A 23,310-nucleotide genomic window follows, 5' to 3' on the forward strand; every position below is an offset into this window, starting at 1 on the left:
ACGCTAACAGGTTACGCCAAACCAAAACCACTATCTGAGAATTCAGCTTTGGCGCTGGGATATGACTTAGCTTGTTTCATCGATTGGCGTGATGTGCGCGGATTGGAATTGAGACAAGTCATGCATCCTGAGGTGCCCGGGCAATATAGCGCCGATATGGAGTCAGGTGTCTGGTCGCGCAGGAACGCGCACAGGCCCCTGTCCTCGACGACGATCCGAAGACGGGTGGGTGTGTGTTCCGATTTCCTCACTTACCTTGAGACCTGCTGTGGCTTCGAGCGAATCGACATAGCGAGGTTTCGCCTCGCAACGTCACTGTCCGCGGCGCCGGCTCCCTCAAAATCTACCAGGACGAGAGCTGTAAGGAGCCATCCCAGCAAGCTGCGCCTGCCTACCTTGGATGAGACCAAAGCTTGGCTAACCCACCTGCAGAAGCACAAGGGCCTGGGCGCGAGCTTGATGGCAAAAATGAGCGTAGGAGTGGGACTTCGTGCGGACGAGATCATTCATTTTCGCGAAGAGCAACTCCCTCCTTTGCCCACAGATGGCCGCAAAGAAGTTAAGATGACCGTTTGTTATGGTACTAAGGGACAGCGTAGCCCGCAAGATTTAAGTAAGCGCGGCAAAGAGAGATCCGTACTGATTTCCACAGATCTTCTTATAGAGCTGCACCTGTTTCGTGACACTACGCGTAAGCTAACGATCCGACGTGTGTCGCAACGATTGAACGATTGGGAGCCGCCAGAAGAGTTATTTTTTTCAGGAAAAACCGGAAGGGCGTTCTCATACAAACGGTTTTACGAGATATGGAAATGTGGTCCCATACCATTTGCGGCGTTCTCGCCTCACATCGGTCGGCACATGTGGGCATGCTACACCTTGATCACGAAAATGGCCGAGGATTTCGAGATTATTACGAAACTTAAGGGACCATCCCATGCCGCGGTAGATCAGTTAATCGCAAACATGATCCGGATCTGGATAACGCCGCAGCTTGGTCACGTCGACGAGAAGACGACACTGATGTATATTCTATGGGTCCGAGAAGTGCCGGATCTGGTATCATTTCAGGATCAGTGGTGGGATTATCTCAATGAGCCGCTTTGAGGGCCAAATGCGGGCACAGAGAGGCCTGAAAGCCCTATCAATTCAAGCCACAAAGGCTGCGGATGCGGCGGACGACGATTTACTATTTTCGATCATCAGCAAAGATGAACTTTTAGTAACCATCGATCTTAGACCCTACCGCGATGGCGACGCAACGTTGGGGCTTTGCGGTAGCCCAGGCCTCATAATTGAAATGCTACCCTACATCAAAAAAAATGTGATCATCAAAAAGAGATCGCGCAAGGCGATAGGCCTATGGATCGGGAAGGTCGTAAAGGAATTTTTCTTTTTTTTGAGTAAAATCGAAATAGAAACAGCCAGAAAGATAAGATCGTTTAGCGAAATGTGCGAGTATGATGGTATCCTTCTAAAAAGATATCTGATGGAAAGAGGGGGCGATCAATCAAGCCGCAAGAAAATATACACAAAAATATACTCTATGATAAGAGAGGTGCGGCCAAACTCGGCTAAAAAACTCATTTGGCCCAGTTATATTGTATCCCAAAGCGCCAGGGTTCACACGGACATTGATCCACGGGCAATTCGCGAAGTCTACCATACTTGTAAGCGAATCATTGAGGCGCACGATGTTTCGCAAGATCGGATTATGGGCTGGGTCACCGGGGCCGTGCCGGAAACGGACGTCCGTTGTAGGCTAGGTCGTTCGGTGTGGGAGCACCTCTATAATAAAATATTGCAACCAGAATTGATTGATCGTGCGAAAAGAAGTGCAGAAAATCAGAAGTTTCAAAAGTTAAAAGATGAAATAGGACTCCGCGATTATAGCGAGTTAACTTACTGCTTTGCACCAAGTGCGATAGAAGTGACTGCTTCTATTTTGATTGTGTCGATGGAGACCGGATGGATTGATGCCATTCACGGAATCGATTTAGAAGCCGACTGGTATGCCAATCGAAGCACGCAATCATCGGTTCTGACCAGAAGCACTGATACTGTGGTGATATATGCGACACGCCCAAAGACTGGCGGAGAAGTTGTCGGCATCGGAATGGCCGGATCACGCTACCGAAGTTTCCAGCTCATCAAGAGGCTTGAGGAAAAGTCGCAATTCTTACGCTTATGCCTCAAGATAAAATTGGACGATCTTGCGCTACTCCCGGAATCTGAAAAAATTAAAGCGGAGATTCTGGAAATAAAACATAAGCTTAGGTCGCCATGGATATATTATGCTCATCAGTTGGGCGTCGGGTCTAATTGCGTTGGCATCAGCAGTGCGCCGAAATTGGATCAGGTTATGGCTCGTATTCTTGAAAAGACTGTTGACAATCTCGCGCCTCGCAAGCGTCAAGATCAAAAGCTTGTCTCTTCGATTCGTTCATTAACGTGGTCGGATATGAGGGACGCTTTTGCTGAGCATATATATCAAAGCTCCGGAGGTAACATATATGTCCTTCGAAACGCGCTCAATCACAAAAATATCCAAGTGAGCAAGGCATATATAAATCAGAGAAAACAAATAAAGGCGCGTTTCGATGCTTTCCGCTGTGTGGTCGAGAGTGCACTCGGTGAGCTGAAGAACCACCGGCCGATTGACCCGACAATACTGTTCTTAACCGCGAATGGCGGCATCATTTCGCAAGAAGACCGCGATCGCCTCAAAAGATTCAGGTCGCGAATGGGGATGGGCTGCAGTGATCCAAGGCAGCCCGACGCGCACCTTGCGCAGGGACATAAAAAGGGCGCAATTTGCACGGTTCAGAGATGCATACTTTGTAGCAAGGGCGTAATTTTCTCTGAATCGTTCAGATATATTGCCAAAAGATACGGAGATCTGTTGTGGCTTCGCGAAAATATCTCACCGCAACGTTGGCTTACATCGTCGTTTTGGTGGGAAATAAATGCGGTGGAGCTGGTGAGAGATAAGATCTTTAGGCACAGGAGTTCAGAGTTCGACAAGGTAGCGAAAGAAAGGCTCTACCACGTTAAGGCCGGGGAAGAGTTCGTTTTTGACGATCCTGGATGTGGGGGGGTGGTGCATTGGGACGAGCAGTGACGTTCAAACGGTTGGCGAATGACCATATCGATTCATTGTTGATGGAAAATAGGTCGGTCGGGTTATGGTGGGAGGAGTGGGAAACTCTAAAGGACTTTCAAATAACCCCTCTCTCACGCGTGTGTGATCCAATATGGCGCATCCCGTCGGAATGGGCGGCTGCCGGTGATCGTAGGGATCATATGCTTACTGTGGACTTTACCAAGATACACAGTGGAGTCGGTGACGATAGAATTTTTGATGCTGCCACGAGGCGTATCCAGCGCCACTGCGTGGTCAATGCGGTTATGACTGTTCGGTATCAAGGTAGGACGCTCAATCCACCCGCTCCCGGAACGTGGATAAAAATGTGTCAGTTAATGTTGCCGGTAACGAGGTATTTGGTAGCCTCGGTAGGGATGCAAGAAAGCGTATTCATAAGTGAAGGAGAATTGGAGCTCTTTGGTGGTCTGTCACCGGAGAAATTAAGCGAAATTATGAGTTTGTTTCCTTCGTGCTTTCATTTGTGGGTTCCGCGCCTGAACGCTTTCCTCGCAAATGGTGTGATTTCTGACTGGCCGGCCCCCGATGTTGAGAAGCCGCTTTTCAAACCTCGGAAAGGCGATCATGCTTCCATGCCTTTTTCGGATCAGGCGCTAACCCAAATATTATCTGCTGCCCTCTGGCTGAATGACATCCATGGTGATGTCTTGAGCGCATATATTGAAACCAAAGATGTCGGTATTTATAGTAGCGAAAGGCGACGCCATTCGGAGCAATATCGTGCGCGTAGGGTAGCAGTAGCGGAATGGAAATCCGAGTCCATGCGGCCAGGCGTGCGCTTTCCGTATGGATTATTGCTGGCCGGGGCACGCAAGGAGAAATCCGTAAAAACGGAGTGGCCGCCCGAGACCGTTTCGGGCCTGAGAAGGCTTGTTTTTCTCTGTCAAGTTGCCCGACTAATTATCATTCTTTTTGCAACCGGCCAACGGATTGGCGAAGCAGCTGCGCTCCCCCCCGATTGCCTAAGTGCCGTCGATGACTCCAAGGTTTTGAATGGGTTTCGGTTCAAAGACGTTGATGCAACCCAAGGCGAGGCGAGGTCTTGGCCCTTCCCCCAGGCCGCAGTTCGTGCGATTGAAAATCAACTAGATCTGCTGAAGCGGCTCGGATCTGGCGGTGAGACCTTGTGGCGTTCGTTTGGTGGAAGAGCGATCGACAGCGGGCTCCTCAAAACCGAACATGCGGTGCTCAGCTTCGGCCGAAGCGTGACAATGCTCGATGGCACACCGTTGGAGCAACTCGACGGACCGACAACCTGTCATCGATTTCGATACTCGATCGCACGTCTGATCGGGCTGGCGCTAGCTGGTGCCCCGCAAGTGCTTTATGATGTCTTAGGGCACGCGGAGATCGAAACGACCATGGGTTATCAATTACGAAGCCCCGAATTTCATGACATGGTCAATCAGATCAGGCTCGAGGTCAAAGCGGTCCAGATAAAAGAGGCGGTGCTGGGTCACGAAACCAACGGGGGCCGTGGAGCTGATCTAGTTGGCACGGTTATGCGTAGGTTGCTCCCCTCCTATGCTCCTGACGCGCTCGAAACAGATGATATCGAAAATGCCGTCAAAATCCTGGGAGACGCTGAAGTGGTAAGGCCGGGCGTGCTTTGTCTTGCTCAACCGCTGGAGCGCGGAGCTTGCTCGTCTTCATTGGGAATACGCGATGTAGGTGCGTGCACGCCGGGTTGCACGCATCGGCTAGAGCAAAGTGCATTACGGCAGGACCGTAGGAATAAGCTGAGCTATCTGATCCGTACGGCTGAAGCCGCGTCTGGCGGAAGCTTGGTTTTCTACCAAGGTCAGCTCCTTTCCTGCCTTGAGGCCTTTCCCGATCTCCTCCCTGAGGTGGAGGATAAGGGGCTTCGGAACGCTTTGCGCGGATGTACGCCAGCTACATGGAGTGGCAGCAGACAAGAGGTTCGAGACCGATTGACGCGGCTGTTTGGTAATTCCCTATGAACTCACCGGTAGATTTGGCGGCGCTGCAACGTGAGGTGAAGCGGAGGACTGACGATCGCGTCCGAGAGGCGATGAAGGTTATCGAAGAGGAAGTCGGTCGCGCAGGTTGTTACTCGCGCAACGGCGGTAAGATAACGCTGGTAGAGTTGCTGAAACGGGCCGATGTGGGTTCGTCAACCCTACGAAATCAGCATCACCGTCAGCTTCGAGACGAGGCAACCGCTTGGCTTAGGAAGCTTGGAGCGAGAAGCCCCGTCACGGCAGCCAGCGCTCGCGCTGCTGGCCAGACAAAGATTGCTGAATATGAGCAGGCGATGAGGAAAATGACGGCCCAGGTGGCTGTGCTTCTTTCGGAAAAGGCCGAGAATAAGGGAATCATTGAAAGGCAGGCTGAGAAAATTCGCAGGCTCGAGAAGCAGTTGCGAGAGGTCGCGCGACGGGATACGTCGAACGTGATAATTTTTCCGGAAGTGCGATGAAATCGATAAAATTCAAGAGAGCCGGCGGTAACGATACGCTGCCATTGCCCACCTACGAGACTCCAGGGGCCGCAGGAATGGACCTGCGAGCCTTCCTTCCGGAAGGGCCAATAACTTTCGCGCGCGGCGACCTGCATCTGATCTCAACCGGTTTTTCAGTCGAATTGCCGGCTGACACCGAGATGCAAATACGTCCGCGGTCGGGAATGGCGCTCAAGCATGGGTTCATCATCCCGAACAGCCCTGGGACGGTTGATGAGGACTATCGCGGCACCGTCATGGTCGGATTGTATTATCTCGGCGGTGAGCCGTTCGTGATCAATCATGGCGATCGCATAGCACAGGCAGTGATTGCGGACGTACGCCGTTATCCCGCTGTCGAGGTTGACGAACTTTCTGAGAGCGACCGCGGCACTGGGGCCTTCGGTTCGACAGGGATGAAGTAAGACATCGCGCCAAGGTCACCGAGCGGGCTGGATTGTCCGCCAGCCCGTTTGGCATATTATTAGCTCGCCCCGAGCCCGAGTGCGTGCTGGATTGTTATCAGGTCAAAGATCGCCGATATGAGTCTGGCCAACGTAAAGTCATAGAGACGAGTTGAGGCCTGAGCGATGCCCTTCGGCCGGTTAGCTGACCGATATTTGTAGTGAGATTATCGTGCCTCTGGAGGCAGCAATGAACCAAGTTTTTTACAATCCAGCGAAACGCAAGGTGGAGAAGGCGCGCCAGCGCGCGTACGACGCTTTGCAATTGCACCGCGGCGAAATCTCTCGACATGAACTGCGCAAGCGCAACGCTTTCCTCGCGCCGCTCGAAATTGTGGATTCCTCAATCCGCTGCCAAGAGGCCTTTGACTAAGCGAGTTCGGCATCGGCAAAGCTGGCTACGAGCAGCGGCGCTTGGAGACGCTGGCGGCCCTTTCCCAGCCCACCCGCTGGATAGCTTCAGGCTGCACATCGAGGCGCTTCCAGGTGGGCTGACGGCTGGTGAGATCGCCGCGGCGCTCAATGCGTCTCCAAACAACATGAGCGCTCACTACGCGATCCTGACGCGAGCCGGGATCGTAACGACCGATAAGCAGAGACGAACCGTAATCTATAGTGCGGTCACCGAAAAGGTGCGCGAGCTGAGCGAGTTCCTGGCTCAGGCCACAAACAAAAGCGGCCAGCGATAGCTGGCCGAACTCCTGTTTGCGCTAAGGGGTTATCTCGATCGCCTCGCGAAGCTTGTCGGCTGGGAGCGCGGCAGAGAAGCGCATCCTCTCGGCTGAATCCGAGTTCCCCCACTGACCCTCCAGCCAGTTAATCGTCATCCCCACGCAGCTGCCGTCGCGCGCCAGAACAGGGCCGCCGCTACTTCCGGGCGACACCAGGTTCGAGAGAATGACTACCGGGCAACCGGTGGCATACAGGTTTACCACTGCGTTGATCTCGCCTCGATGGCCAAGCATCATCGACTCCGCATGTGGTACGCGGGGATAGCCGAGCGTGAACACTTCGTCGAACACCTCCACCTCGTCCACGAGCGCGAAGCTTGGACCGGGCACGGGTGAAACGATGCGTGCAATCGCGACGTCGAGTTCAAACCTCTGGAAATCCCCTATCTCTAGAGCCGCTCCTGCCGCAGTGGTCACTGCCTGGACCTGCACGCCCTCGTCCTTGTCCACGTTGTGCTTGCAGGTCACCAGGAACTTTTGGCCGTTGTATCGCACGACGAAGCCCGTACCTCGAAACTCGTCACCATTCTTCATGACGTCGACGGCCACGACTGCGTTCTCGTAGCGCACGGGGAGCATTGCCGGAGAAGCGAACAGGTTCGCGAACGTATCGTTTTGGAGGTGACGCAGCAGCATCTTTCGATTGAGATGGTGATCCACGTGAAGATTGTCGCCCATGTCTACCATCATCCGGTGCACCAGTCCGACGGAAAGCATCCTCTCCCATGCCTTCACAACCGAACCGGGATTGAAGTCTTCGGGGCCACTGATCATGGCTTGGAAAAGCTCCGCCGAGAACAGGCCGACCTTCGCCATCAGATTGATCTTCTGGTCCGCATGTTTGATCGACAGGTGTTCGAGCCCCGCGCGCACGCGGGCCGTGAATGAATCTATGTCATCGAAATATACGTTGAACCAGTGTTCAGCTACGCGGGCATATTCGGCCACACCGGCTTCGGTCAACTTGTCGAAATAGGTCGTCATCTCCGACATACTACCGAGCCTACCCGTGCGCCGAAAGGGCGATCAAGAAATGCTCCCTTATGGCCGTCGGCGCACTTCTGCCATGAGCGTTCGCTGCCGTTGACTGAGGGGCCTATGCTTCTGATGACGGCGCAAAGCGCCCGCTATCGATCATGTCCCAGTAGGCCACGACGACATCGCGGAAACGCGCGAGGTGCTCGAGCCTGATGTCCAGCTTACCGACCGAAAACTCTTCGACGCTCTCGAGGAAGTAGTCCCAGATATCACGAAGCTCGGCCTCCTTCATGAATAGCCAATCCGCCTTCTTCCGCAAAATCTTCGCCGAATCGCCCTCGCCATGGCGGAGGACGGAACAAAGCAAGTGTAGGATCTTGAGCTCCTCGAACATGGGGATCAATGCCATCTCGAAGCCGTGAACTCTCACAAAGGCCTGTTCGAATGACCTCCACCCACCCGTTTTGATCTGTCGCTGGAATCCGTCATGCTCCTTTCTGTCTTCTGTACTTGAAAGAGTGGTGCGGATCAGGTCGCTGAGATGTTCGGCGAATGCTCGCTCCCACAGCGATGCCAGCATCATCGCGAACGACTGGTGGGAAACCATCTGAGTCAGCCGCAGCTCATGCCATGCATCGCCCTGGCCCGAGTGAGATTCGACCTGCGCAAGTCTGGAGGCGATGTCACGGCAAACCGGTTCGATCGTCGTCTCGAAGAACGACGTCACCGTCGCCGCATGGCGCGAGGCCTTCAGGTCCAGCAAGGTCGGACTTAGCGACCTAACATCTTTCTCATCCATAACCTTCATGTCCCCGTCCGCCGCGCAGCTCACACGACCCTGCCATCCCCTGAATTTCTGTGCCACGATCGACGAGCAACAGGGAGATAATCGACGTGCAGGGTAACTATCAGCGACGTTTCGTCGCGTTTCTCGATATCCTGGGGTTCTCGCGACTGGTCCAGCAAGCTGATGACCCGGATCTGCGGGATTCGATTGTCGGGGCGATCGAAACAATGCGCGAAAGCCTCGCTCCGAATGAGGCTTCGGACTTTCGCGTGACCCAGTTCAGCGACTGCACCGTTCTGTCCGCCGCGCTCTCGGAATACGGCTGCAGCCTCGTAATGACGGGCTCGATCATCCTTGCCACGAACCTTCTCAACCACGGCATGCTTCTACGCGGCGGGCTGGCGGTGGGAAACATGGTCCACACCGACGAGGTGATGTTCGGACCGGGCTTCCTGGTTGCGCATGCGCAGGACAAGTCCGGAGGCACGCCGAAGATCGCTGTCGACCAATCGCTTGTCGACGAGATCGCGGGTTGGCCGAACGACTCCGGTCTAGAGACGCTAATCAGAACTGATCCCTACGACCTCTCTCCGATGCTGCACACGCTTGCCGAATTCGAATCCTACGACGCTGTCCCCCGCGTCGGCCATCCCGTCCGCGATGATGACGCAGCGAGGCTCGCCGAACTCATTGCGAACGAATGCTATGGTCGGGGGCATCCGCCTGCGGTCACTGCGAAATGGATCTGGATGGAGCGGTACTGGAACGATTCAGTCCGTCCCAAAGGTATCCTCGCGACGACGGACAACGTCGCGGTTCGGCTTGGACGTGAGCGAGGGGACTAAGCAGATCCGACCCTCGCCGATGTCAGTCGCCGCGATTTAACCACTCAACCTCGAGCGCCGCCCCCTCGCACCAGGTCGTGATCATCCAGTGCGCCTGGTAGAGCTTGTCGAGATCGGCGTGGAAACCGTCGAAGGGCTCGCCGCGTCTCGTCGCAGGGTAGCGGAATCGGTCCGCGGTCGGATCGAAGGCCTGAACCTCGGCGATCATGGTCTGGACCTTCTGCATGTAGCCATCGTCGTCGTGAAGCCCCAGTTCCCTTCGGGCCGCAAGAAGACGATCGAAGAGATGATCGAGCCGATGCCCGAGATCCTTGTCGATCCCGCCGGTCACGTCCCTGATCGAAGCCTTCATGGTCAGCTCAAGGCTCTGGCGCCACAGCATCAGCATCGGATGTACGAGCAGACCCGATAGGTCCCGCCGCGCCAGATCCCAGATCGCCTCGAAGCCGCGCTGGAAGCTGTAGGCCATCATGTCCCACGATCCCGCCAGCATGTCGTTTGACCGATGGGCCAGAAAGGCTCGTAGCTGCGGTTGGTCCTCGACGATCTCGCCTACCAGCCGTTCACGTAGCTCGCTCGACATCCATCCCCCTCTCTGGTCACCAACGAAGGCCGTTCGACGCGGTCAATCGGCGAAGGGCCAGTCCTCGGCAACCTTCAGCTCTGATCCTGCGCGCGCTCGATCCATTCCTTCGAGATCCCGTGACGCTCCTGGATGGGCTCGAGGAAAGCGTCGACCTCGTCGGACAGCGCCTTGAACAACTCGATCCGGTCCTCGCACCAGACGATCATTGCGGTCCGGCCTCGCGGGTTCAGGAAGGCGACGTCATTCTGGCGGAAGAAGCGGTGGGCCAGCACGTCCCGATCCTCCTTCGCCGCCCGAAGTCGGGCCAGCAGGTCCGGCGGAAACCCGTTCAGCGTCTCGAGCTGCCTGAGCATGTTGCCGTAGGTCTTCGCGAGGCCGGACTCATAGGCGGCATCGAACGCGGCCAGCCAGCTCTCCTCGTCCGCGTGCGATCTGCGCGTGTCCAAGGTGTGCATGATGATGACCGCGTTGACCATGCCATGCTCAAGCACCTGGGCCATATACATGGCCAAGCCGTATCGCGAGTAGACCTCGCGGATCAGCTCCTCGTCGGTGTCGGTCACCGGCCAGATCGAGCCCGGGGCATATCCCTGCAATCAGCCTCTCCACCCCAATCGCGGCATGCAGCCGGGGAAGCCGAGCCGGACCGCCCCGGTCATATTACCATCCGCACGACATCAGCCCACGCCGAGATGGTGGAAATGGCCGGCTGCAGGCTGGCGACGATGCCGTCGAAGTTGTCGATCACGTATTTCGTCACCGCGCCGCCAATCGCCGTCACGGAGCCCGTCGCTAGGTTCTTGGGAGCGTTGGCCGCCTGCTCGCGAATCCAGCCCATGAACCGGCGGAACCTGCTCTCGGCTCGGTCGAGCTTCTCGGGATCGGCGTCCGCCTCCCGCGATGGCTTCGCCAACTCGGCGCGCACGTCCTCGATGCTTTCCTGGATCTCGCCCAAGTCGAGGTCGTCTTCCAACAATTCGGGCGGGCGGTTGTGACCCATACCTGGCGAGACGCCGTTCCCGTCCCGCACGATCCGCACCAGCTCGGCGACGTGGCCCTCGATCTGCGATAGCTGGCCGGCGAGGGCGTCGAGCCGCTCCGAAAGCGGCTCGAGTCTGAAGTCAGGTTCATCGAGACCCTCGTCGTCGCCAAAGTTGACCGGCGCCCAATCATAGGTGCCTTCCTCCTGGACCAGATCGACCGCTTCCTCGATCTCGTCCTCTTCGGCGTCGGGAAAGGCGGAGCCGATCTCGTCCGAAGCGTCGTATGGTCCGCCCCAGATGTACTGAAAGCCTCCTTCGCCGCTATCATGGGGGGTATTCTGAGAGGGATCCTCGAAATTCGCGAGGAACCAGTCCCTCATCACCTCGATACGCTCTTCGCGTTCCAGTCCGTCGAGACTTGGCGGGCTGCTTTCGTTACCTCGGCCCATCAGTTTGGCGCCTCGCCGGCGAACGCTTCGAGGATTCGGCACTCTGCCACGGTGCCGCCGCCGCAGGTCGTGATCGCGGCGGACAGCTGCCTGCGCAGCGCCTGCAGGTCGGCGATCTTACGATCGACCTCGACGAGGTGCTGACTGGCGAGATCGTCTATCTCGCCGCAGTCGCGGTCACGCTGCGACGACAGATCAAGCAATGCCCGGACTTCGTCCAGGCTGAAGCCGAGATCCCGGGTTCGTCGAACGAAGGCGAGCCGGGCTACGTCGTCGGGGCGGTAGGAGCGATAGTTGCCGCCGGTCCGCGCCGGCGGATCGATCAGTCCCGCCCGCTCGTAATAGCGAATGGTCTCGATCTTGACGCCGGTGGCTGCCGACAGTCGTCCGATGGTCATCGGGGTCATGGCGAAAAACCTCTTGAGCCTGTAGCTGCTACAGGGTGCATATAGCGTTCCACCACGATTCGTTCGAGATGGATAATGGCCTGCAGCAGCTGCGCATCCACGAAGCCCGATACAAATAACAGCCCGGCCTGGCGCCGGGTTCTGTGGATCGCGCTCGGCGTCAACGCGCTGATGTTCGCAGTCGAGATGGCGGCAGGCGTCGCGGGCGGCTCGAAGGCCCTGCAGGCCGACGCGCTCGATTTTCTCGGCGATTCCGCCAACTACGCCATCAGCCTGGGCGTCGCCGGCATGGCGCTCGCCTGGCGTGCGCGAGCGGCCCTTATCAAGGGCGCGACGCTTGCGCTGCTGGGTATCTATGTCCTCGCCGCGACGACCTGGGCCATCTGGAACGGTCGGACGCCCGAGGCCGAAGTCATGGGGGTCGTGGGCGTCGTCGCACTCATCGCCAATGCGGTCGTAGCGCTGATGCTGTTCCGCTTCCGCGACGGCGACGCCAACATGCGTTCGGTCTGGATATGCTCTCGCAACGACGTCATCGGCAACCTCGCCGTGGTCATGGCGGCCGCTGGAGTGTTCGGCACCGGCACAGCATGGCCGGACCTTGTCGTAGCCGGCGTGATGGCGGTACTCGGGATCACCGGTGGAGCGCAGATCGTACTTCAGGCCCGCGGTGAACTGGCCGGCGAGGCGACGATCGGCGATCGGGCAGGAACAGCCTGACCATGGTCTTGGCTACCCCGCATGCCATGACGGTCACCACCGCACTGGCAAAATACCGTGAAGCGAGCGTCTCCGGCGACGTCGCACTTGCATGGGAATCTCTCGAGCATGCGCACATCCTCGCGCAGCCGCGCCTGGGCGCGCACCTTCGCGTCCACTTCGCGATGCTCGGCTTCTCCATCACGCAGCGCGATCCGGTGGAAGCCGCAGGACAGGTTTTGCGGCTTCTGCTGGCTCCACTAGGCGCCGCTACCGGCCGGGTCCCGACGGGAAACATCGGCAGGTCCAACGTTTCGGCCTTCGCGCCAATGGCGGTGCCGCCTGGGCTGCAAGCCTCGAATGTCGAGGATCAGCGGCCATGATGCGCATCTGTCGATCCTCTGAACGGCGAGGTGCGCTTCAAAATAGCGCTTCGACCAATGTCCATGTGACTAAGGATCTATTTCCGGTGACAAGCCGCGCGCCCTCGCGTAGGCAGCCCCTATGCTGAGGCGTGGTCTGCTCCTGCTGTGTCTGCTGCTGACGTCGCTTATGGCGACCTCGGCCGTGCACGCCAATGAGCAATCCCCAGCCCCCGTGATCGACTGTTCGGGCCAGGTCCACGTCGATGGCGACACCGACCAGTCGGCGCCCGACTCCGATCAGGGCGTACCGCACCATCATACCGGTTGCCACGGTCATGGCACTTTCGACGCTTTCCCGCTCAAGGTCGACGCTATCGGTCTTGAGCCCGCGACGCGGCTCTTCTTCTTCCCGGCCAGTTCCGTCCGTGCACGCTGGATGGCCGGCCCCGCTCTGCGTCCGCCCATCGCCTGATTGATCGAACCGTCGTCGCCGCGTGCCCCCGCGCGGCGACGTGACGTCTTTCAATCAGGAATCCCTAAATGCACAGGATCATAGCGGCCGTTTTGGCCGCCACGACATGCGCGGCCGCCGCGCATGCCCAGGACACGTCGGCTTCGCCGGCGTCGGCGGCCGCCCCTGCGTTCTCCCTGGAGGATGCGGTGTCCGCAGCCGGCGGAAGCGCGCCGGCGATTGAAGCTGCCGAAGCAGGCGTGACCGCCGCGGAGGCCGGACGCCGCGTCGCCGGCCTCCGCCCCAACCCCACGGTGAGCACGCAGGTCGAGAACGTCATAGGCAGCGGCCCATACAAAGGGTTCGATCAGGCCGAGACCACGGTCAGCTTCGCCGTTCCGATCGAGCTTGGTGGCAAGCGCTCTGCGCGGATCGCCGTCGCCGACGCCCAGACGCAACGTGCGCTACTGACTTCGGCGATCACCCAGGCCGACGTGCGGCTGCAGGTGACGCAACTCTACGTCGAGACCGTCGCCGCGAAGTGGCGCGCCTTCACAGCGCGCGACCAGGCCCGCATCGCGACCGACGCCTTCTCGGCGGCGCGCATCCGCGTCCAGGCGGGCCGCGCCTCGCCGATCGAGGAGCAGCGCGCCGAGGTCGCCCGGCTCAACGCCGAGGCCGGGGCGGAGCGCGCGCAACGCCTTGCGGACGCCGCCGAGGCGAACCTGGAACGCCGCATCGGGCGACAGGTCCATGGCCAACTGGACATGACCGCCCTGGATCGCGTGCCCCCAGTGACCTACGGGCCCATCAGGACACCCGACGCGGCCGGCACCCTCACGCTCGCCGCCGCCGACGCCGATCTCGCCTTCGCCGACGCTGGCGTACGTCTCGCACGCTCGCAGCGCGTTCCCGACATAAACGTCGGGCCTGGGCTTCGTCGCCTCGAGGCGACCAACGACACGGCCGCCGTCTTCACGGTCTCGATCCCGATACCGGTCTTCAATTCGGGTCGCGCGGCCGTCGACCAGGCATCGGCTGAGCGCAGCCGGGCAGAGGCTCAGCGTCGGGTGACCGCCCTCGATGTCGAACAGCGGATCACCAACGCGCAGGCGGAGGTCGACAACGCCGCGACGGCGGCGCGCAACGCCAACGGACCCGCGCTTGCCGCCGCCCAGGAGGCGGCCCGCATCGCGCGCATCGGCTATCGAGAGGGCAAGTTCGGCCAGCTCGAACTGCTCGATGCGGAGCGCACGCTCGCCGAGACGCGCATCGCCGCGATCGACGCGCTCGCAACCTACCACAACGCCAAGGCGCAGCTGGAGCGGCTGACCGCACCCGCGCCTACGCCCGAACAGGGGAATTGATCATGAGGAAAGCCATTCCGGCAGCGCTGACGCTCGCCATCCTACTCGCAGGCTGCGGATCGGGTTCGCCCCCGCCGGCCGAAGCCCCTTCCGAAGCCGCCAAGGGTGCGGCGCACGAGGAAGAGGAAGGCCAGGTCGAGCTAACCGTGGAGCAGATCCGCAAGGCCGGCGTCGAGGTCGCTCGTGCGATCCGCAGCGGCGGCGGCGCGCTGACGCTGCCCGCCACGATCGAGGGCGACCCACAGGGCACCCAGGTCGTCTCGGCGGCCATCGGCGGCCGAGTGGTCTCGCTCACCCGCAACCTCGGACAGGCGGTAGGCCGCGGCCAGACGCTGGCAGTGATCGAAAGCCGCGAGGCGGCATCGCTCAACGCCGAGATCGAGGCCGCGCGGGCCCGACTGACACTCGCCCAATCGAATCTGACCCGCGAGCAGCGGCTGTTCGACCAGAAGGTCTCTCCCGAACAGGATCTGATCGCCGCCCGCACGGCGGCGAGCGAAGCCCGCATCGCGCTTCGCCTTGCCCAGCAGCAGGTTTCCGCGGCTGGTGCCGGTGGCGGCGCCTTGAACCGCATCGCGATCGTCGCGCCGCTGAGCGGTCAGGTCGTGACGCGCAACGTCACGCTCGGCCAGACCGTCGCGGCGGATGCCGAGCTCTTCCGCGTCGCCAACCTGTCCCGCGTATCCGTCAGCCTCGCGTTGTCACCGGGCGACGCGGGCAAGGTGCGCCCAGGTTCCGAGATCGAGATCGTCTCGGGGGATCGTCGCTCGGTCGCCCGGGTGGACTTCGTCTCGCCCATCCTCGACGAGGCGACCCGCCTGGCCACGGTCATCGCCGTGATCGACAACGGATCAGGGCAATGGCGTGTCGGTGAACCGGTCACCGCCTCGATCCGCCTGTCCGAGAGCATTGGCAATGGTGGTGCGGGCGGCGTGCTCGTTCCAGCAAGCGCCATCCAGACGGTCGAGGGCCGCCAGACGGTCTTCGTCCGCAACCAGAAGGGCTTCAAGGCGACACCGGTCACGGTTGGCCAGCCGAGCGGCGACAACGTCGTCATCACATCCGGCCTAACCGGCAACGAGCAGGTCGCCACGACCGGCAGCTTCACCCTCAAGGCCGAACTCGGCAAGGGCGAAGCAGAGCATGGGGGCCACTGACCCATGATCGACCGCATCGTAACGCTTTCCGTCGAGCGCCGCTGGTTCGTCCTGCTGATCACCGCCATCGCCGCGGTCATCGGCGGCTGGGGCCTCTCGCGCCTGCCGATCGACGCCGTTCCCGACATCACCAACAACCAGGTCCAGGTCAACATCCAGGCGCCCGCACTCTCGCCCGAACTCGTCGAGAAGCAGATCGCCTTCCCCATTGAGACCGCGCTCGCCGGCGTCCCGGGCCTCGAATACACCCGCTCGCTCAGCCGTAACGGCTTTGCCCAGGTGACGGCCGTCTTCGACGACTCCACCGACATCTACTTCGCGCGCCAGCAGGTTGCCGAACGCCTGCGCGTCGCCGAGGAAAGCCTGCCCGACGGCGTCACACCGACAATGGGGCCTATCGCCACGGGCCTCGGCGAGGTCTACATGTGGACCGTCCACCTCGCGCACCGCAAGGACGACAAGCACAAGCCGGGTGAGCCCGGCCTCCAGCCCGACGGCAGCTACATCACGCCTGAAGGCGACCGTCTGGTCACCGAGGCCGACAAGGCGACCTACCTGCGCACGGCGCAGGATTGGATCGTCGCGCCGTTGCTCAAGAATACCCAGGGACTGGCCGGCGTCGACTCCATCGGCGGCTACGTCAAGCAGTTCCAGGTGATCCCGGATCCGCAGCGCCTCGCGGCTGTCGGACTCAACCTGACCCAGCTCGCCCAGGCGCTCGAGGAGAACAACGTCGGCGTGGGTGCTGGCGTGGTCGACCGTGGCGGCGAAGGCCTCGCGGTCCGCTCGGACGCGCGCATCCGCAACATCGGTGAACTGGCCTCGACGGTCATCGCGACCCGCGAGGGGACACCGATTCGGCTCGATCAGGTTGCCCAGGTGAAGCTAGGCCAGGCTATCCGCTACGGCTCGGCCTCCGAGAACGGCAAGGAGGTCGTTGTCGGCACCGCGATCATGCGGATCGGCGAGAACAGCCGAAATGTCGCCTCGGCGGTGTCCGCCCGGCTCGGCGAGATCAACGCCTCGCTGCCCACGGACGTGATCGTCCAGCCGGTGCTGGACCGCACCGCGCTCGTGAACTCTACGATCAAGACCGTCGCCAAGAACCTGACCGAAGGCGCGCTGCTCGTCATCGTCGTGCTATTCGCCCTGCTGGGCAACTTCCGCGCCGCGCTGATCGCCGCGCTCGTCATCCCGATCACCATGCTCATGACGAGCTTCGGCATGTTGCGTGGCGGGGTTTCGGCCAATCTGATGAGCCTCGGCGCGCTCGACTTCGGCCTCATCGTCGATGGCGCCGTCATTATCGTCGAGAACGCGTTGCGACGCATGGCCGAACGGCAGCACCACATCGGCCGGACGCTCTCGCTCGAAGAGCGCTTGTCGACCGTCGCGACTGCAGCGCGCGAGATGATCCGTCCGTCTGTCTTCGGCCAGGCGATCATCATCCTCGTCTACGTGCCCCTGCTCACGCTGACAGGGGTCGAGGGCAAGACCTTCACGCCGATGGCGCTGACCGTCATCATCGCGCTCGCTTGCGCATTCGTCCTCTCGCTCACCTTCGTCCCCGCCATGCTCGCGATCTGGCTGTCCAAGCCCGTCGAGGAGAAGGAGGGCCGGATCATGTCCTGGCTCAAGAGCCGGTACGAGCCCGGCCTCGAGCGGGCGATGAAGCGCCCGACCCTGACAATGGGCATCGGCGCAGGCAGCTTCCTGGCCGCGATCCTCGCCTTTTCGCTGCTTGGCCAGGAATTCCTGCCCCAGCTCGACGAGGGCGATCTGACTGCCCAGGTGCTTCGCATCCCCGGAACCTCTGTCGATCAGAGCCAGGCCATGCAGTCGCGCATCGAGCGCGAGGTCGGCAGGCTGCCCGAGGTCAAGTTCGTTTTCTCGAAGACCGGCACGGCCGAACTCGCATCCGACCCCATGCCGCCAAACATCTCGGACACCTTCATCGTCATGAAGCCAAGGGACCAGTGGCCCGACGCCAAACTGTCGAAGGCCGACCTCGTGTCGAAGGTGGAAAAGGTGCTGAACGGCCTGCCGGGCGGCGCCTTCGAGATTAGCCAGCCGATCCAGATGCGCTTCAACGAGCTCATCGCGGGCGTTCGCGGGGACGTCGCCATCAAGGTCTTCGGCGACGACTTCGACACGATGAACGCGACCGCGAACAAGGTCGCGGCCGCGCTTCGCAAGACGCCCGGCGCGGTTGACGTCCGGGTGGAACAGACCGAGGGGCTGCCTATCCTCGACATCCGGCCCAAGCGCGACATCATGTCGCGTCTCGGCGTGACCGCGCAGACGGTGCAGGATACCGTCTCGGCGGCGATCGGTGGACGCGACGCGGGCATGATCTTCGAGGGGGACCGCCGCTTCGCGGTGACGATCCGCCTCTCGAACACGGCGCGCGCCGACCTTCAGACCCTGGGCCAGGTACCTGTCCCGCTTCCAGCGGGTGGCTTCGTACCCCTGCAGAGCGTCGCTGACATCGGCGTCACCGACGGCCCCAACCAGATCAGCCGCGAGAACGGCAAGCGGCGGGTCGTGGTCCAGGCGAACGTACGTGGCCGCGACGTCGCGGGCGTGGTGAACGACGCGCAGGCGGCGATCGACCGCGACGTGCGCCTCACCGCAGGGCAGTACCTCGACTGGGGCGGTCAGTTCGAGAACCTGCAATCTGCGAGCCAGCGGCTCATGCTGGTGGTACCGGTCTGCTTCGCGCTGATCATTCTCCTGCTCTACGGGGCCCTGGGCAGTGTGCGCGAAGCGGTGATCGTCTTCACTGGTGTTCCACTCGCGCTCGTGGGTGGTATTCTCGCGCTGTCCTTGCGAGGCATGCCCTTCTCGATCTCGGCGGCGGTCGGCTTCATCGCCCTGTCGGGCATCGCGGTGCTCAACGGTCTGGTCATGGTCTCCTCGATCCAGGATCTGATGGCGAGGGGCATGGGTCGCGCCGAAGCGGCCTATTCGGGCGCAATGATGCGGCTTCGACCGGTGGTCATGACCGCGCTCGTCGCCAGCCTCGGCTTCGTGCCGATGGCGATCGCGACGGGCTCGGGCGCCGAGGTGCAGAAGCCGCTGGCGACAGTCGTCATCGGCGGCCTGATCACCGCGACGCTGCTGACGCTGTTCGTCCTGCCCACCCTCTACGCGAGGTACGGCAGACGCGAGACCGAAGTGCCTGAGGCCGAGCATCATACGCTCGCGCCAGACGCTACGGGCGAGGTGCACGCATGACCGCGGCCGACGACAAGAAGACCCGTGAGCGCCGGACGCTGTGGATCGTACTGATCCTCAACGCCGGCATCTCGGCCGCCTTCTTCGTTGCGGGGCTGACCGCGGATTCGAGCGCGCTCATCGCGAACGGTGTCGACAACCTCTCGGACAGCGTCGTCTACCTGCTCAGCCTGATCGCGCTGAGCCGGGGCGCTATCTGGAAGACGCGGGCGGCGACGGTGTCGGGCGTGATGCTGCTCATCTTCGCGGTCGGCATCATGCTCGATGTCGCGCGCCGCTACCTCTACGGCAGCGAGCCGATCGGATCGACGATGATGATCATGTCCGCCGTCGCGGCCGTGGTCAATTTCTCCTGCCTGCGCCTTCTGCAGCAGTTGAAGGAGCCTGATGTCGCCATGCGCGCCGCGACGACCTTCAGCTTCAACGACTTCATCTCGAACGGCGGAATCCTAATCGCCGGAGCGCTCGTGATGTGGCTCGGGACCAACTGGCCCGATCTCCTCGTCGGCGTCGCAACGGCCGTGATCGCGGTCATGGGCGGCATCGAGATCCTCGTGGACGCGCGATCCGAGCGACGCGGCGAGGAGGGCCAGCCTTGAAACCTCTCAACCCCAATGACCCCCCGCAGGTGTTTGGCAAAATGGAACTGCGCGAGAAGGGTCCGCGCCGTGGACGGAGCACGCCCTGGCCGTCCACGGCGCACAAGATACGATCGATCAGCCGGGACATGGACGGCTGGTCGATCGGTCGAGCGGCCATCGGTTTAGCTCTCGTTTCGCTGTTTCTCGCCGGTTGCTCGAAAAAGGAAGATCACTCAGCCCACAAGGTCCAGGCGGATCATCTGGGACTGAACAGGCCTGGTCCGCAGCTCTTCCGCTGCAACGACGCCTCGATGGTCGGGGTCGATCTCTTGGCTGGTGGCCTGTCGCTCAATCTGCGGGAGCCCGCCACCGCCACCGCCCCCGCCGAGCGCCTGACCGCCGAGGCCGACGGTCTACCCTTCGTCAGCGCGGCGGTCAGCCTCGCCCACTCGCACGACACGATCGCCCTCATGCGTGCCGGCAAGCCCGTGAAGGTCTGTCGCCGGGCGCCAGCGCCAACGGGTCGGCCCGCGCAGGTCGCCCCGAGCCCGCCAACTCCAGAGTAAGACGTCAGGAAAGCCCGATGAACGAAAAGCTGAAACTGGACATCCCCCTCATACTCCCCGAGGTCAGCGACACGTCCGACGCCTGCGTGTTGCGGCTGACGGCAGAGCTTTCCGCCCGCGCTGGCGTCGAGCAGGCCCACGTGGTCGCACCCGTGGGTGATGGACCTCCCAACCTCTGCATCCACTATGATCCAGGCGTCATCTCGCTCAGCCGGATTCGCGAGATCGCCCAGGCGACGGGCGCCGCCATAACCGGCAGATTCGGCCACCTTTTCTGGACCGTGAAGGGCATCGGCTTTCAGCGCCGCGCCCGCACGGTCTCGGAACGCCTCATGGCTCTCAAGGGCATCATCGAGGCCGAGGCTACCGCCACGGGCGCGCTGCGCATCGAGTTCGACCGCGAGCGGATAACGCCCGAGAGGATTATAGAGGAACTCGGCACCATGGGCGTCACGGTGGTCGACCGCAAACTAGCGGATGTCGCGCACGCGGCCCGTCCAACCCCGCGTCACGAGGGCTCCGAAAGCCACGAAGGCCATGATCACGCAGCCAGCCAGTCCGATGCCGGCCACGGCCACGATCACGACGGCGTGCTTGGCCCGAACACCGAGCTGATCTTCGCGCTCGGCTGCGGTGCATCGCTCGGAATCGGCTTCGCGATCGAGAAGTTCGTACCCGGCTCGCCAGGTTGGCTGCCCACGGCGCTCTATCTGATCGCCTATGCGCTTGGAGGGTTCTTCACCATCCGGGAGGCGTTTGACAACCTCAAGCTGCGCAAGTTCGAGATCGACACGCTGATGCTCGTGGCAGCTGCCGGTGCCGCCGCGCTCGGCGCCTTCGCCGAAGGCGCGCTACTGCTCTTCCTATTCAGCCTCGGGCATGCGCTCGAACACTACGCCATGGGCCGTGCCAAGCGCGCGATCGAAGCCTTGGCTGACCTCGCGCCCAAGACTGCCATGGTTCGCCGTGCCGACGGATCCACCCAAGAGGTGCCGGTCGAGGTTCTCGCCATCGGCGATATCGTCATCATTAAGCCCGACGAGCGCGTCCCGGCCGATGGTTTCCTGGTGAAGGGCGTGACGGTGATCAACCAGGCACCCGTCACCGGCGAGAGCATGCCGGTCGACAAGCGCGCCGTCGTCGATGCCAAGGTCGCTCGTACCAATTCGGACCGTATTGACGCCGGCAGCCGGGCCTTCGCCGGCACCATCAACGGCAGCGGTCTCATCGAGATCGAAGTCACCAGGCTCTCGAGCGAGACGACGCTCGCGAAGGTCGTGAAGATGGTGAGCGAAGCCGAGACCCAGAAATCGCCCACCCAGAGGTTCACCGACCGTTTCGAGCGGGTCTTCGTACCCGTTGTGCTGGGCCTCGCCTTCGTGCTGCTCTTCGCCTGGGTGGTCGTCGACGAGCCGTTCCGCGACAGCTTCTATCGCGCGATGGCGGTGCTCGTTGCCGCAAGCCCATGCGCGCTCGCCATTGCCACACCTAGCGCCGTCCTCTCCGGCGTCGCTCGAGCGGCACGCGGCGGCGTGTTGGTGAAGGGTGGCGCGCCGCTCGAGCTCCTGGGTTCGCTCACGGCCATCGCTTTCGACAAGACGGGGACGCTCACAATGGGTGAGCCACGGATCGAGCAGATCCTTCCGTCGCCCGGAGTCGAGGTCAAGGAACTGATGGCCATCGCGGTCGCGGTCGAAAGCCTCAGCGACCATCCGCTGGCGCAGGCCATCGCGCGCGACGGCCGTGAATATCTCCGAAACGGTTCAACCCCGCAGGCAGAAAACCTCAAGAGCCTGACGGGTCGCGGCGTCTCGGCTCTTGTCGATGGGGACGAAGTCCTCATCGGCAAGGCCGAGATGTTCGGCGTCGACGGCATCGCTCCACTGTCGAGTGCGATGTCCGACGCGATCGCGATGCTTCGGTCCAAGGGCCAGACCAGCATGGTCGTGCGTAAAGGTGGGAAGGATCTAGGCGCGATCGGCCTGATGGACACGCCGCGCATCGGGGCGAAGGCTGCGCTCGACCAACTGCGCGAGATCGGCATCGAGCGCATGATCATGATCTCGGGCGACCACCAGCGCGTCGCCGAGGCGGTCGCTGCGCAGGTCGGCATTACCGAGGCCTGGGGCGATCTCATGCCCGAGGACAAGGTCGAGGCGATCAAGAAGCTGCGCTCCGATACCAAGGTCGCGATGGTCGGTGACGGCGTCAACGATGCGCCAGCGATGGCCAGCGCCACCGTCGGCATCGCGATGGGCGCGGCTGGCTCGGACGTCGCGCTCGAGACGGCCGACGTCGCCTTGATGGCGGACGACCTCAGCCATCTGCCGTTCGCGGTCGGCCTCAGCCGGCACACCCGGTCGGTGATCCGGCAGAACGTCTTCGTCAGCCTCGGCGTGGTCGCCTTTCTCGTGCCCGCCACGATCCTCGGGCTCGGGATCGGTCCAGCGGTTGCCCTGCACGAAGGTTCGACACTGCTCGTCGTGATCAACGCCCTTCGGCTGCTCGCCTACCGCGACCCCCGGGCCCGAGCGGCAGCGGCAGACGAGCCCGCCGCTCTGCGCCGCTGAAGGAAAACTCGCAGAAAAGGGAAGGAGAAGCGCATGACCGACATCCGCAGCATAGCCGCCACCCGGGACCTGATCAGCCAGCGCACCGAGGTGCTGCGCGGCCTATCTCGTCCCGGACCCGCGATACAACCGGACAGCACCGCGCCCGGCAGCTTCGCCGCCGTGCTGTCAAACGTCACGAACCTCCAGTCCACCACCGCGCTGCCCGCGCCGTTTGCCGTGCAGGAAACCGGGGTACCGGCGGCCGGACTCGTGTCGACGCTATCGTCGCTCCTCGGGCGCGTGAACGCCACGCAGGTGCGTGAGGACGAGGCAACCGAGGCCTACCAGACAGGTGAAAGCAACGACATCGCCAAGGTCGCCTTGGCCGAGCAGGAGGCCTCGGTGGCCTTCGAGGCGACGCTGCAGGTGCGGAACAAGCTGCTCGCTGCATACCAGGAGATCCTGCGCATGCAGGTCTGAC

At 61.4% G+C, this 23,310-nt stretch carries 24 protein-coding genes; 18 read left to right on the forward strand and 6 right to left on the reverse strand.

Annotated features, from left to right (window positions below; translation table 11 throughout):
- Positions 1 to 396: 396 nt before the first annotated feature.
- The 7 genes from WG901_RS13095 to WG901_RS23785 all read left to right on the forward strand — a co-directional run bounded on the left by WG901_RS13095 (position 397) and on the right by WG901_RS23785 (position 6,777).
- Positions 397 to 1,107 (forward strand): site-specific integrase, encoded by a 711-nt coding sequence (locus WG901_RS13095; protein WP_339587511.1) that lies wholly within the window; start codon positions 397 to 399, stop codon positions 1,105 to 1,107.
- Positions 1,094 to 3,121 carry a hypothetical protein gene (locus WG901_RS13100; RefSeq protein ID WP_339587512.1) on the forward strand — a complete coding sequence of 676 codons (2,028 nt, stop codon included), beginning with the start codon at positions 1,094 to 1,096 and terminating at the stop codon, positions 3,119 to 3,121. Before WG901_RS13095 ends, WG901_RS13100 begins: the two co-directional genes overlap by 14 nt.
- Complete coding sequence (locus tag WG901_RS13105; RefSeq protein WP_339587513.1) at positions 3,118 to 5,124, forward strand: site-specific integrase; 2,007 nt, start codon at positions 3,118 to 3,120, stop codon at positions 5,122 to 5,124. Before WG901_RS13100 ends, WG901_RS13105 begins: the two co-directional genes overlap by 4 nt.
- Positions 5,121 to 5,603, forward strand: coding sequence for a hypothetical protein (locus WG901_RS13110; protein WP_339587514.1), 483 nt, complete (start codon positions 5,121 to 5,123; stop codon positions 5,601 to 5,603). The genes WG901_RS13105 and WG901_RS13110 overlap by 4 nt, the downstream gene beginning before the upstream one ends.
- Positions 5,600 to 6,049, forward strand: a complete 450-nt coding sequence (dut, locus tag WG901_RS13115; protein ID WP_339587515.1) for a dUTP diphosphatase — start codon at positions 5,600 to 5,602, stop codon at positions 6,047 to 6,049. The genes WG901_RS13110 and dut overlap by 4 nt, the downstream gene beginning before the upstream one ends.
- Before the next feature lie 229 nt (positions 6,050 to 6,278).
- The gene (locus tag WG901_RS13120) at positions 6,279 to 6,461 is read left to right on the forward strand and encodes a hypothetical protein (RefSeq protein ID WP_339587516.1); all 183 of its coding nucleotides are present in this window, start codon (positions 6,279 to 6,281) and stop codon (positions 6,459 to 6,461) included.
- The gene (locus tag WG901_RS23785) at positions 6,379 to 6,777 is read left to right on the forward strand and encodes an ArsR/SmtB family transcription factor (RefSeq protein ID WP_417602948.1); all 399 of its coding nucleotides are present in this window, start codon (positions 6,379 to 6,381) and stop codon (positions 6,775 to 6,777) included. The genes WG901_RS13120 and WG901_RS23785 overlap by 83 nt, the downstream gene beginning before the upstream one ends.
- A 21-nt stretch (positions 6,778 to 6,798) precedes the next feature.
- Here the strand turns inward: WG901_RS23785 and WG901_RS13125 are convergent, their stop codons facing one another.
- The gene (locus WG901_RS13125) at positions 6,799 to 7,803 is read right to left on the reverse strand and encodes a S1 family peptidase (protein ID WP_339587517.1); all 1,005 of its coding nucleotides are present in this window, start codon (positions 7,801 to 7,803) and stop codon (positions 6,799 to 6,801) included.
- Positions 7,804 to 7,915: 112 nt separating this feature from the next.
- On the reverse strand, positions 7,916 to 8,605 hold the full coding sequence (locus WG901_RS13130; RefSeq protein WP_339587518.1) for a hypothetical protein: 690 nt from the start codon (positions 8,603 to 8,605) through the stop codon (positions 7,916 to 7,918).
- 86 nt (positions 8,606 to 8,691) lie between these two features.
- On the opposite strand from WG901_RS13130, the gene WG901_RS13135 reads away from it, so the two are divergent.
- Positions 8,692 to 9,429 (forward strand): hypothetical protein, encoded by a 738-nt coding sequence (locus WG901_RS13135; protein WP_339587519.1) that lies wholly within the window; start codon positions 8,692 to 8,694, stop codon positions 9,427 to 9,429.
- A 22-nt stretch (positions 9,430 to 9,451) separates the two neighbouring features.
- On the opposite strand, the gene WG901_RS13140 is transcribed toward WG901_RS13135, so the two are convergent.
- The 4 genes from WG901_RS13140 to WG901_RS13155 form a co-directional block, all read right to left on the reverse strand.
- Positions 9,452 to 10,012, reverse strand: coding sequence for a hypothetical protein (locus tag WG901_RS13140; RefSeq protein WP_339587520.1), 561 nt, complete (start codon positions 10,010 to 10,012; stop codon positions 9,452 to 9,454).
- A gap of 74 nt (positions 10,013 to 10,086) precedes the next feature.
- Positions 10,087 to 10,578 (reverse strand): hypothetical protein, encoded by a 492-nt coding sequence (locus tag WG901_RS13145; RefSeq protein WP_339587521.1) that lies wholly within the window; start codon positions 10,576 to 10,578, stop codon positions 10,087 to 10,089.
- A 92-nt stretch (positions 10,579 to 10,670) separates the two neighbouring features.
- On the reverse strand, positions 10,671 to 11,447 hold the full coding sequence (locus WG901_RS13150; protein ID WP_339587522.1) for a hypothetical protein: 777 nt from the start codon (positions 11,445 to 11,447) through the stop codon (positions 10,671 to 10,673).
- Positions 11,447 to 11,854, reverse strand: coding sequence for a MerR family transcriptional regulator (locus WG901_RS13155; RefSeq protein ID WP_339587523.1), 408 nt, complete (start codon positions 11,852 to 11,854; stop codon positions 11,447 to 11,449). Before WG901_RS13155 ends, WG901_RS13150 begins: the two co-directional genes overlap by 1 nt.
- A 75-nt stretch (positions 11,855 to 11,929) precedes the next feature.
- Between WG901_RS13155 and WG901_RS13160 the strand changes: the two genes are divergently transcribed.
- From WG901_RS13160 to fliE, 10 genes are all read left to right on the forward strand, one after another.
- The gene (locus tag WG901_RS13160; RefSeq protein ID WP_339587524.1) at positions 11,930 to 12,574 is read left to right on the forward strand and encodes a cation efflux transmembrane domain-containing protein; all 645 of its coding nucleotides are present in this window, start codon (positions 11,930 to 11,932) and stop codon (positions 12,572 to 12,574) included.
- Between the two features lie 26 nt (positions 12,575 to 12,600).
- Positions 12,601 to 12,936, forward strand: a complete 336-nt coding sequence (locus WG901_RS13165; protein ID WP_339587525.1) for a DUF3703 domain-containing protein — start codon at positions 12,601 to 12,603, stop codon at positions 12,934 to 12,936.
- 121 nt (positions 12,937 to 13,057) lie between these two features.
- The gene (locus WG901_RS13170; RefSeq protein ID WP_339587526.1) at positions 13,058 to 13,390 is read left to right on the forward strand and encodes a hypothetical protein; all 333 of its coding nucleotides are present in this window, start codon (positions 13,058 to 13,060) and stop codon (positions 13,388 to 13,390) included.
- Positions 13,391 to 13,458: 68 nt separating this feature from the next.
- The gene (locus WG901_RS13175) at positions 13,459 to 14,736 is read left to right on the forward strand and encodes a TolC family protein (RefSeq protein ID WP_339587527.1); all 1,278 of its coding nucleotides are present in this window, start codon (positions 13,459 to 13,461) and stop codon (positions 14,734 to 14,736) included.
- Positions 14,737 to 14,738: 2 nt separating this feature from the next.
- A complete protein-coding gene (locus WG901_RS13180) occupies positions 14,739 to 15,893 on the forward strand; it encodes an efflux RND transporter periplasmic adaptor subunit (RefSeq protein WP_339587528.1) in 1,155 nt (384 codons plus the stop codon).
- Positions 15,894 to 15,896: 3 nt separating this feature from the next.
- Entirely contained in the window at positions 15,897 to 19,130 is a 3,234-nt protein-coding gene (locus tag WG901_RS13185; RefSeq protein WP_339587529.1) for an efflux RND transporter permease subunit, read from the forward strand.
- The gene (locus tag WG901_RS13190; protein ID WP_339587530.1) at positions 19,127 to 19,729 is read left to right on the forward strand and encodes a cation efflux transmembrane domain-containing protein; all 603 of its coding nucleotides are present in this window, start codon (positions 19,127 to 19,129) and stop codon (positions 19,727 to 19,729) included. Before WG901_RS13185 ends, WG901_RS13190 begins: the two co-directional genes overlap by 4 nt.
- Positions 19,726 to 20,277: a hypothetical protein gene (locus WG901_RS13195; protein ID WP_339587531.1), complete on the forward strand. Its 552-nt coding sequence runs from the start codon at positions 19,726 to 19,728 to the stop codon at positions 20,275 to 20,277. The genes WG901_RS13190 and WG901_RS13195 overlap by 4 nt, the downstream gene beginning before the upstream one ends.
- Positions 20,278 to 20,294: 17 nt before the next feature.
- Positions 20,295 to 22,847 (forward strand): heavy metal translocating P-type ATPase, encoded by a 2,553-nt coding sequence (locus WG901_RS13200; RefSeq protein WP_339587532.1) that lies wholly within the window; start codon positions 20,295 to 20,297, stop codon positions 22,845 to 22,847.
- A 33-nt stretch (positions 22,848 to 22,880) separates the two neighbouring features.
- Positions 22,881 to 23,309 (forward strand): flagellar hook-basal body complex protein FliE, encoded by a 429-nt coding sequence (fliE, locus tag WG901_RS13205; RefSeq protein ID WP_339587533.1) that lies wholly within the window; start codon positions 22,881 to 22,883, stop codon positions 23,307 to 23,309.
- Position 23,310 lies beyond the last annotated feature (1 nt).

This window comes from Novosphingobium anseongense (assembly GCF_037482895.1).
GTDB lineage: Bacteria > Pseudomonadota > Alphaproteobacteria > Sphingomonadales > Sphingomonadaceae > Novosphingobium > Novosphingobium anseongense.

What these genes read in the sequence shown, in the direction of transcription:
- WG901_RS13100 (WP_339587512.1), top strand. Translation starts at nt 1,094, where the DNA reads ATGAGCCGCTTTGAGGGCCAAATGCGGGCACAGAGAGGCCTGAAAGCC.
- WG901_RS13110 (WP_339587514.1), top strand. Translation starts at nt 5,121, where the DNA reads ATGAACTCACCGGTAGATTTGGCGGCGCTGCAACGTGAGGTGAAGCGG.
- dut (WP_339587515.1), top strand. Translation starts at nt 5,600, where the DNA reads ATGAAATCGATAAAATTCAAGAGAGCCGGCGGTAACGATACGCTGCCA.
- WG901_RS13120 (WP_339587516.1), top strand. Translation starts at nt 6,279, where the DNA reads ATGAACCAAGTTTTTTACAATCCAGCGAAACGCAAGGTGGAGAAGGCG.
- WG901_RS23785 (WP_417602948.1), top strand. Translation starts at nt 6,379, where the DNA reads ATGAACTGCGCAAGCGCAACGCTTTCCTCGCGCCGCTCGAAATTGTGG.
- WG901_RS13125 (WP_339587517.1), bottom strand. Translation starts at nt 7,803, where the DNA reads ATGACGACCTATTTCGACAAGTTGACCGAAGCCGGTGTGGCCGAATAT.
- WG901_RS13130 (WP_339587518.1), bottom strand. Translation starts at nt 8,605, where the DNA reads ATGAAGGTTATGGATGAGAAAGATGTTAGGTCGCTAAGTCCGACCTTG.
- WG901_RS13140 (WP_339587520.1), bottom strand. Translation starts at nt 10,012, where the DNA reads ATGTCGAGCGAGCTACGTGAACGGCTGGTAGGCGAGATCGTCGAGGAC.
- WG901_RS13150 (WP_339587522.1), bottom strand. Translation starts at nt 11,447, where the DNA reads ATGGGCCGAGGTAACGAAAGCAGCCCGCCAAGTCTCGACGGACTGGAA.
- WG901_RS13155 (WP_339587523.1), bottom strand. Translation starts at nt 11,854, where the DNA reads ATGACCCCGATGACCATCGGACGACTGTCGGCAGCCACCGGCGTCAAG.
- WG901_RS13160 (WP_339587524.1), top strand. Translation starts at nt 11,930, where the DNA reads ATGGCCTGCAGCAGCTGCGCATCCACGAAGCCCGATACAAATAACAGC.
- WG901_RS13165 (WP_339587525.1), top strand. Translation starts at nt 12,601, where the DNA reads ATGACGGTCACCACCGCACTGGCAAAATACCGTGAAGCGAGCGTCTCC.
- WG901_RS13170 (WP_339587526.1), top strand. Translation starts at nt 13,058, where the DNA reads ATGCTGAGGCGTGGTCTGCTCCTGCTGTGTCTGCTGCTGACGTCGCTT.
- WG901_RS13175 (WP_339587527.1), top strand. Translation starts at nt 13,459, where the DNA reads ATGCACAGGATCATAGCGGCCGTTTTGGCCGCCACGACATGCGCGGCC.
- WG901_RS13180 (WP_339587528.1), top strand. Translation starts at nt 14,739, where the DNA reads ATGAGGAAAGCCATTCCGGCAGCGCTGACGCTCGCCATCCTACTCGCA.
- WG901_RS13185 (WP_339587529.1), top strand. Translation starts at nt 15,897, where the DNA reads ATGATCGACCGCATCGTAACGCTTTCCGTCGAGCGCCGCTGGTTCGTC.
- WG901_RS13190 (WP_339587530.1), top strand. Translation starts at nt 19,127, where the DNA reads ATGACCGCGGCCGACGACAAGAAGACCCGTGAGCGCCGGACGCTGTGG.
- WG901_RS13200 (WP_339587532.1), top strand. Translation starts at nt 20,295, where the DNA reads ATGAACGAAAAGCTGAAACTGGACATCCCCCTCATACTCCCCGAGGTC.
- fliE (WP_339587533.1), top strand. Translation starts at nt 22,881, where the DNA reads ATGACCGACATCCGCAGCATAGCCGCCACCCGGGACCTGATCAGCCAG.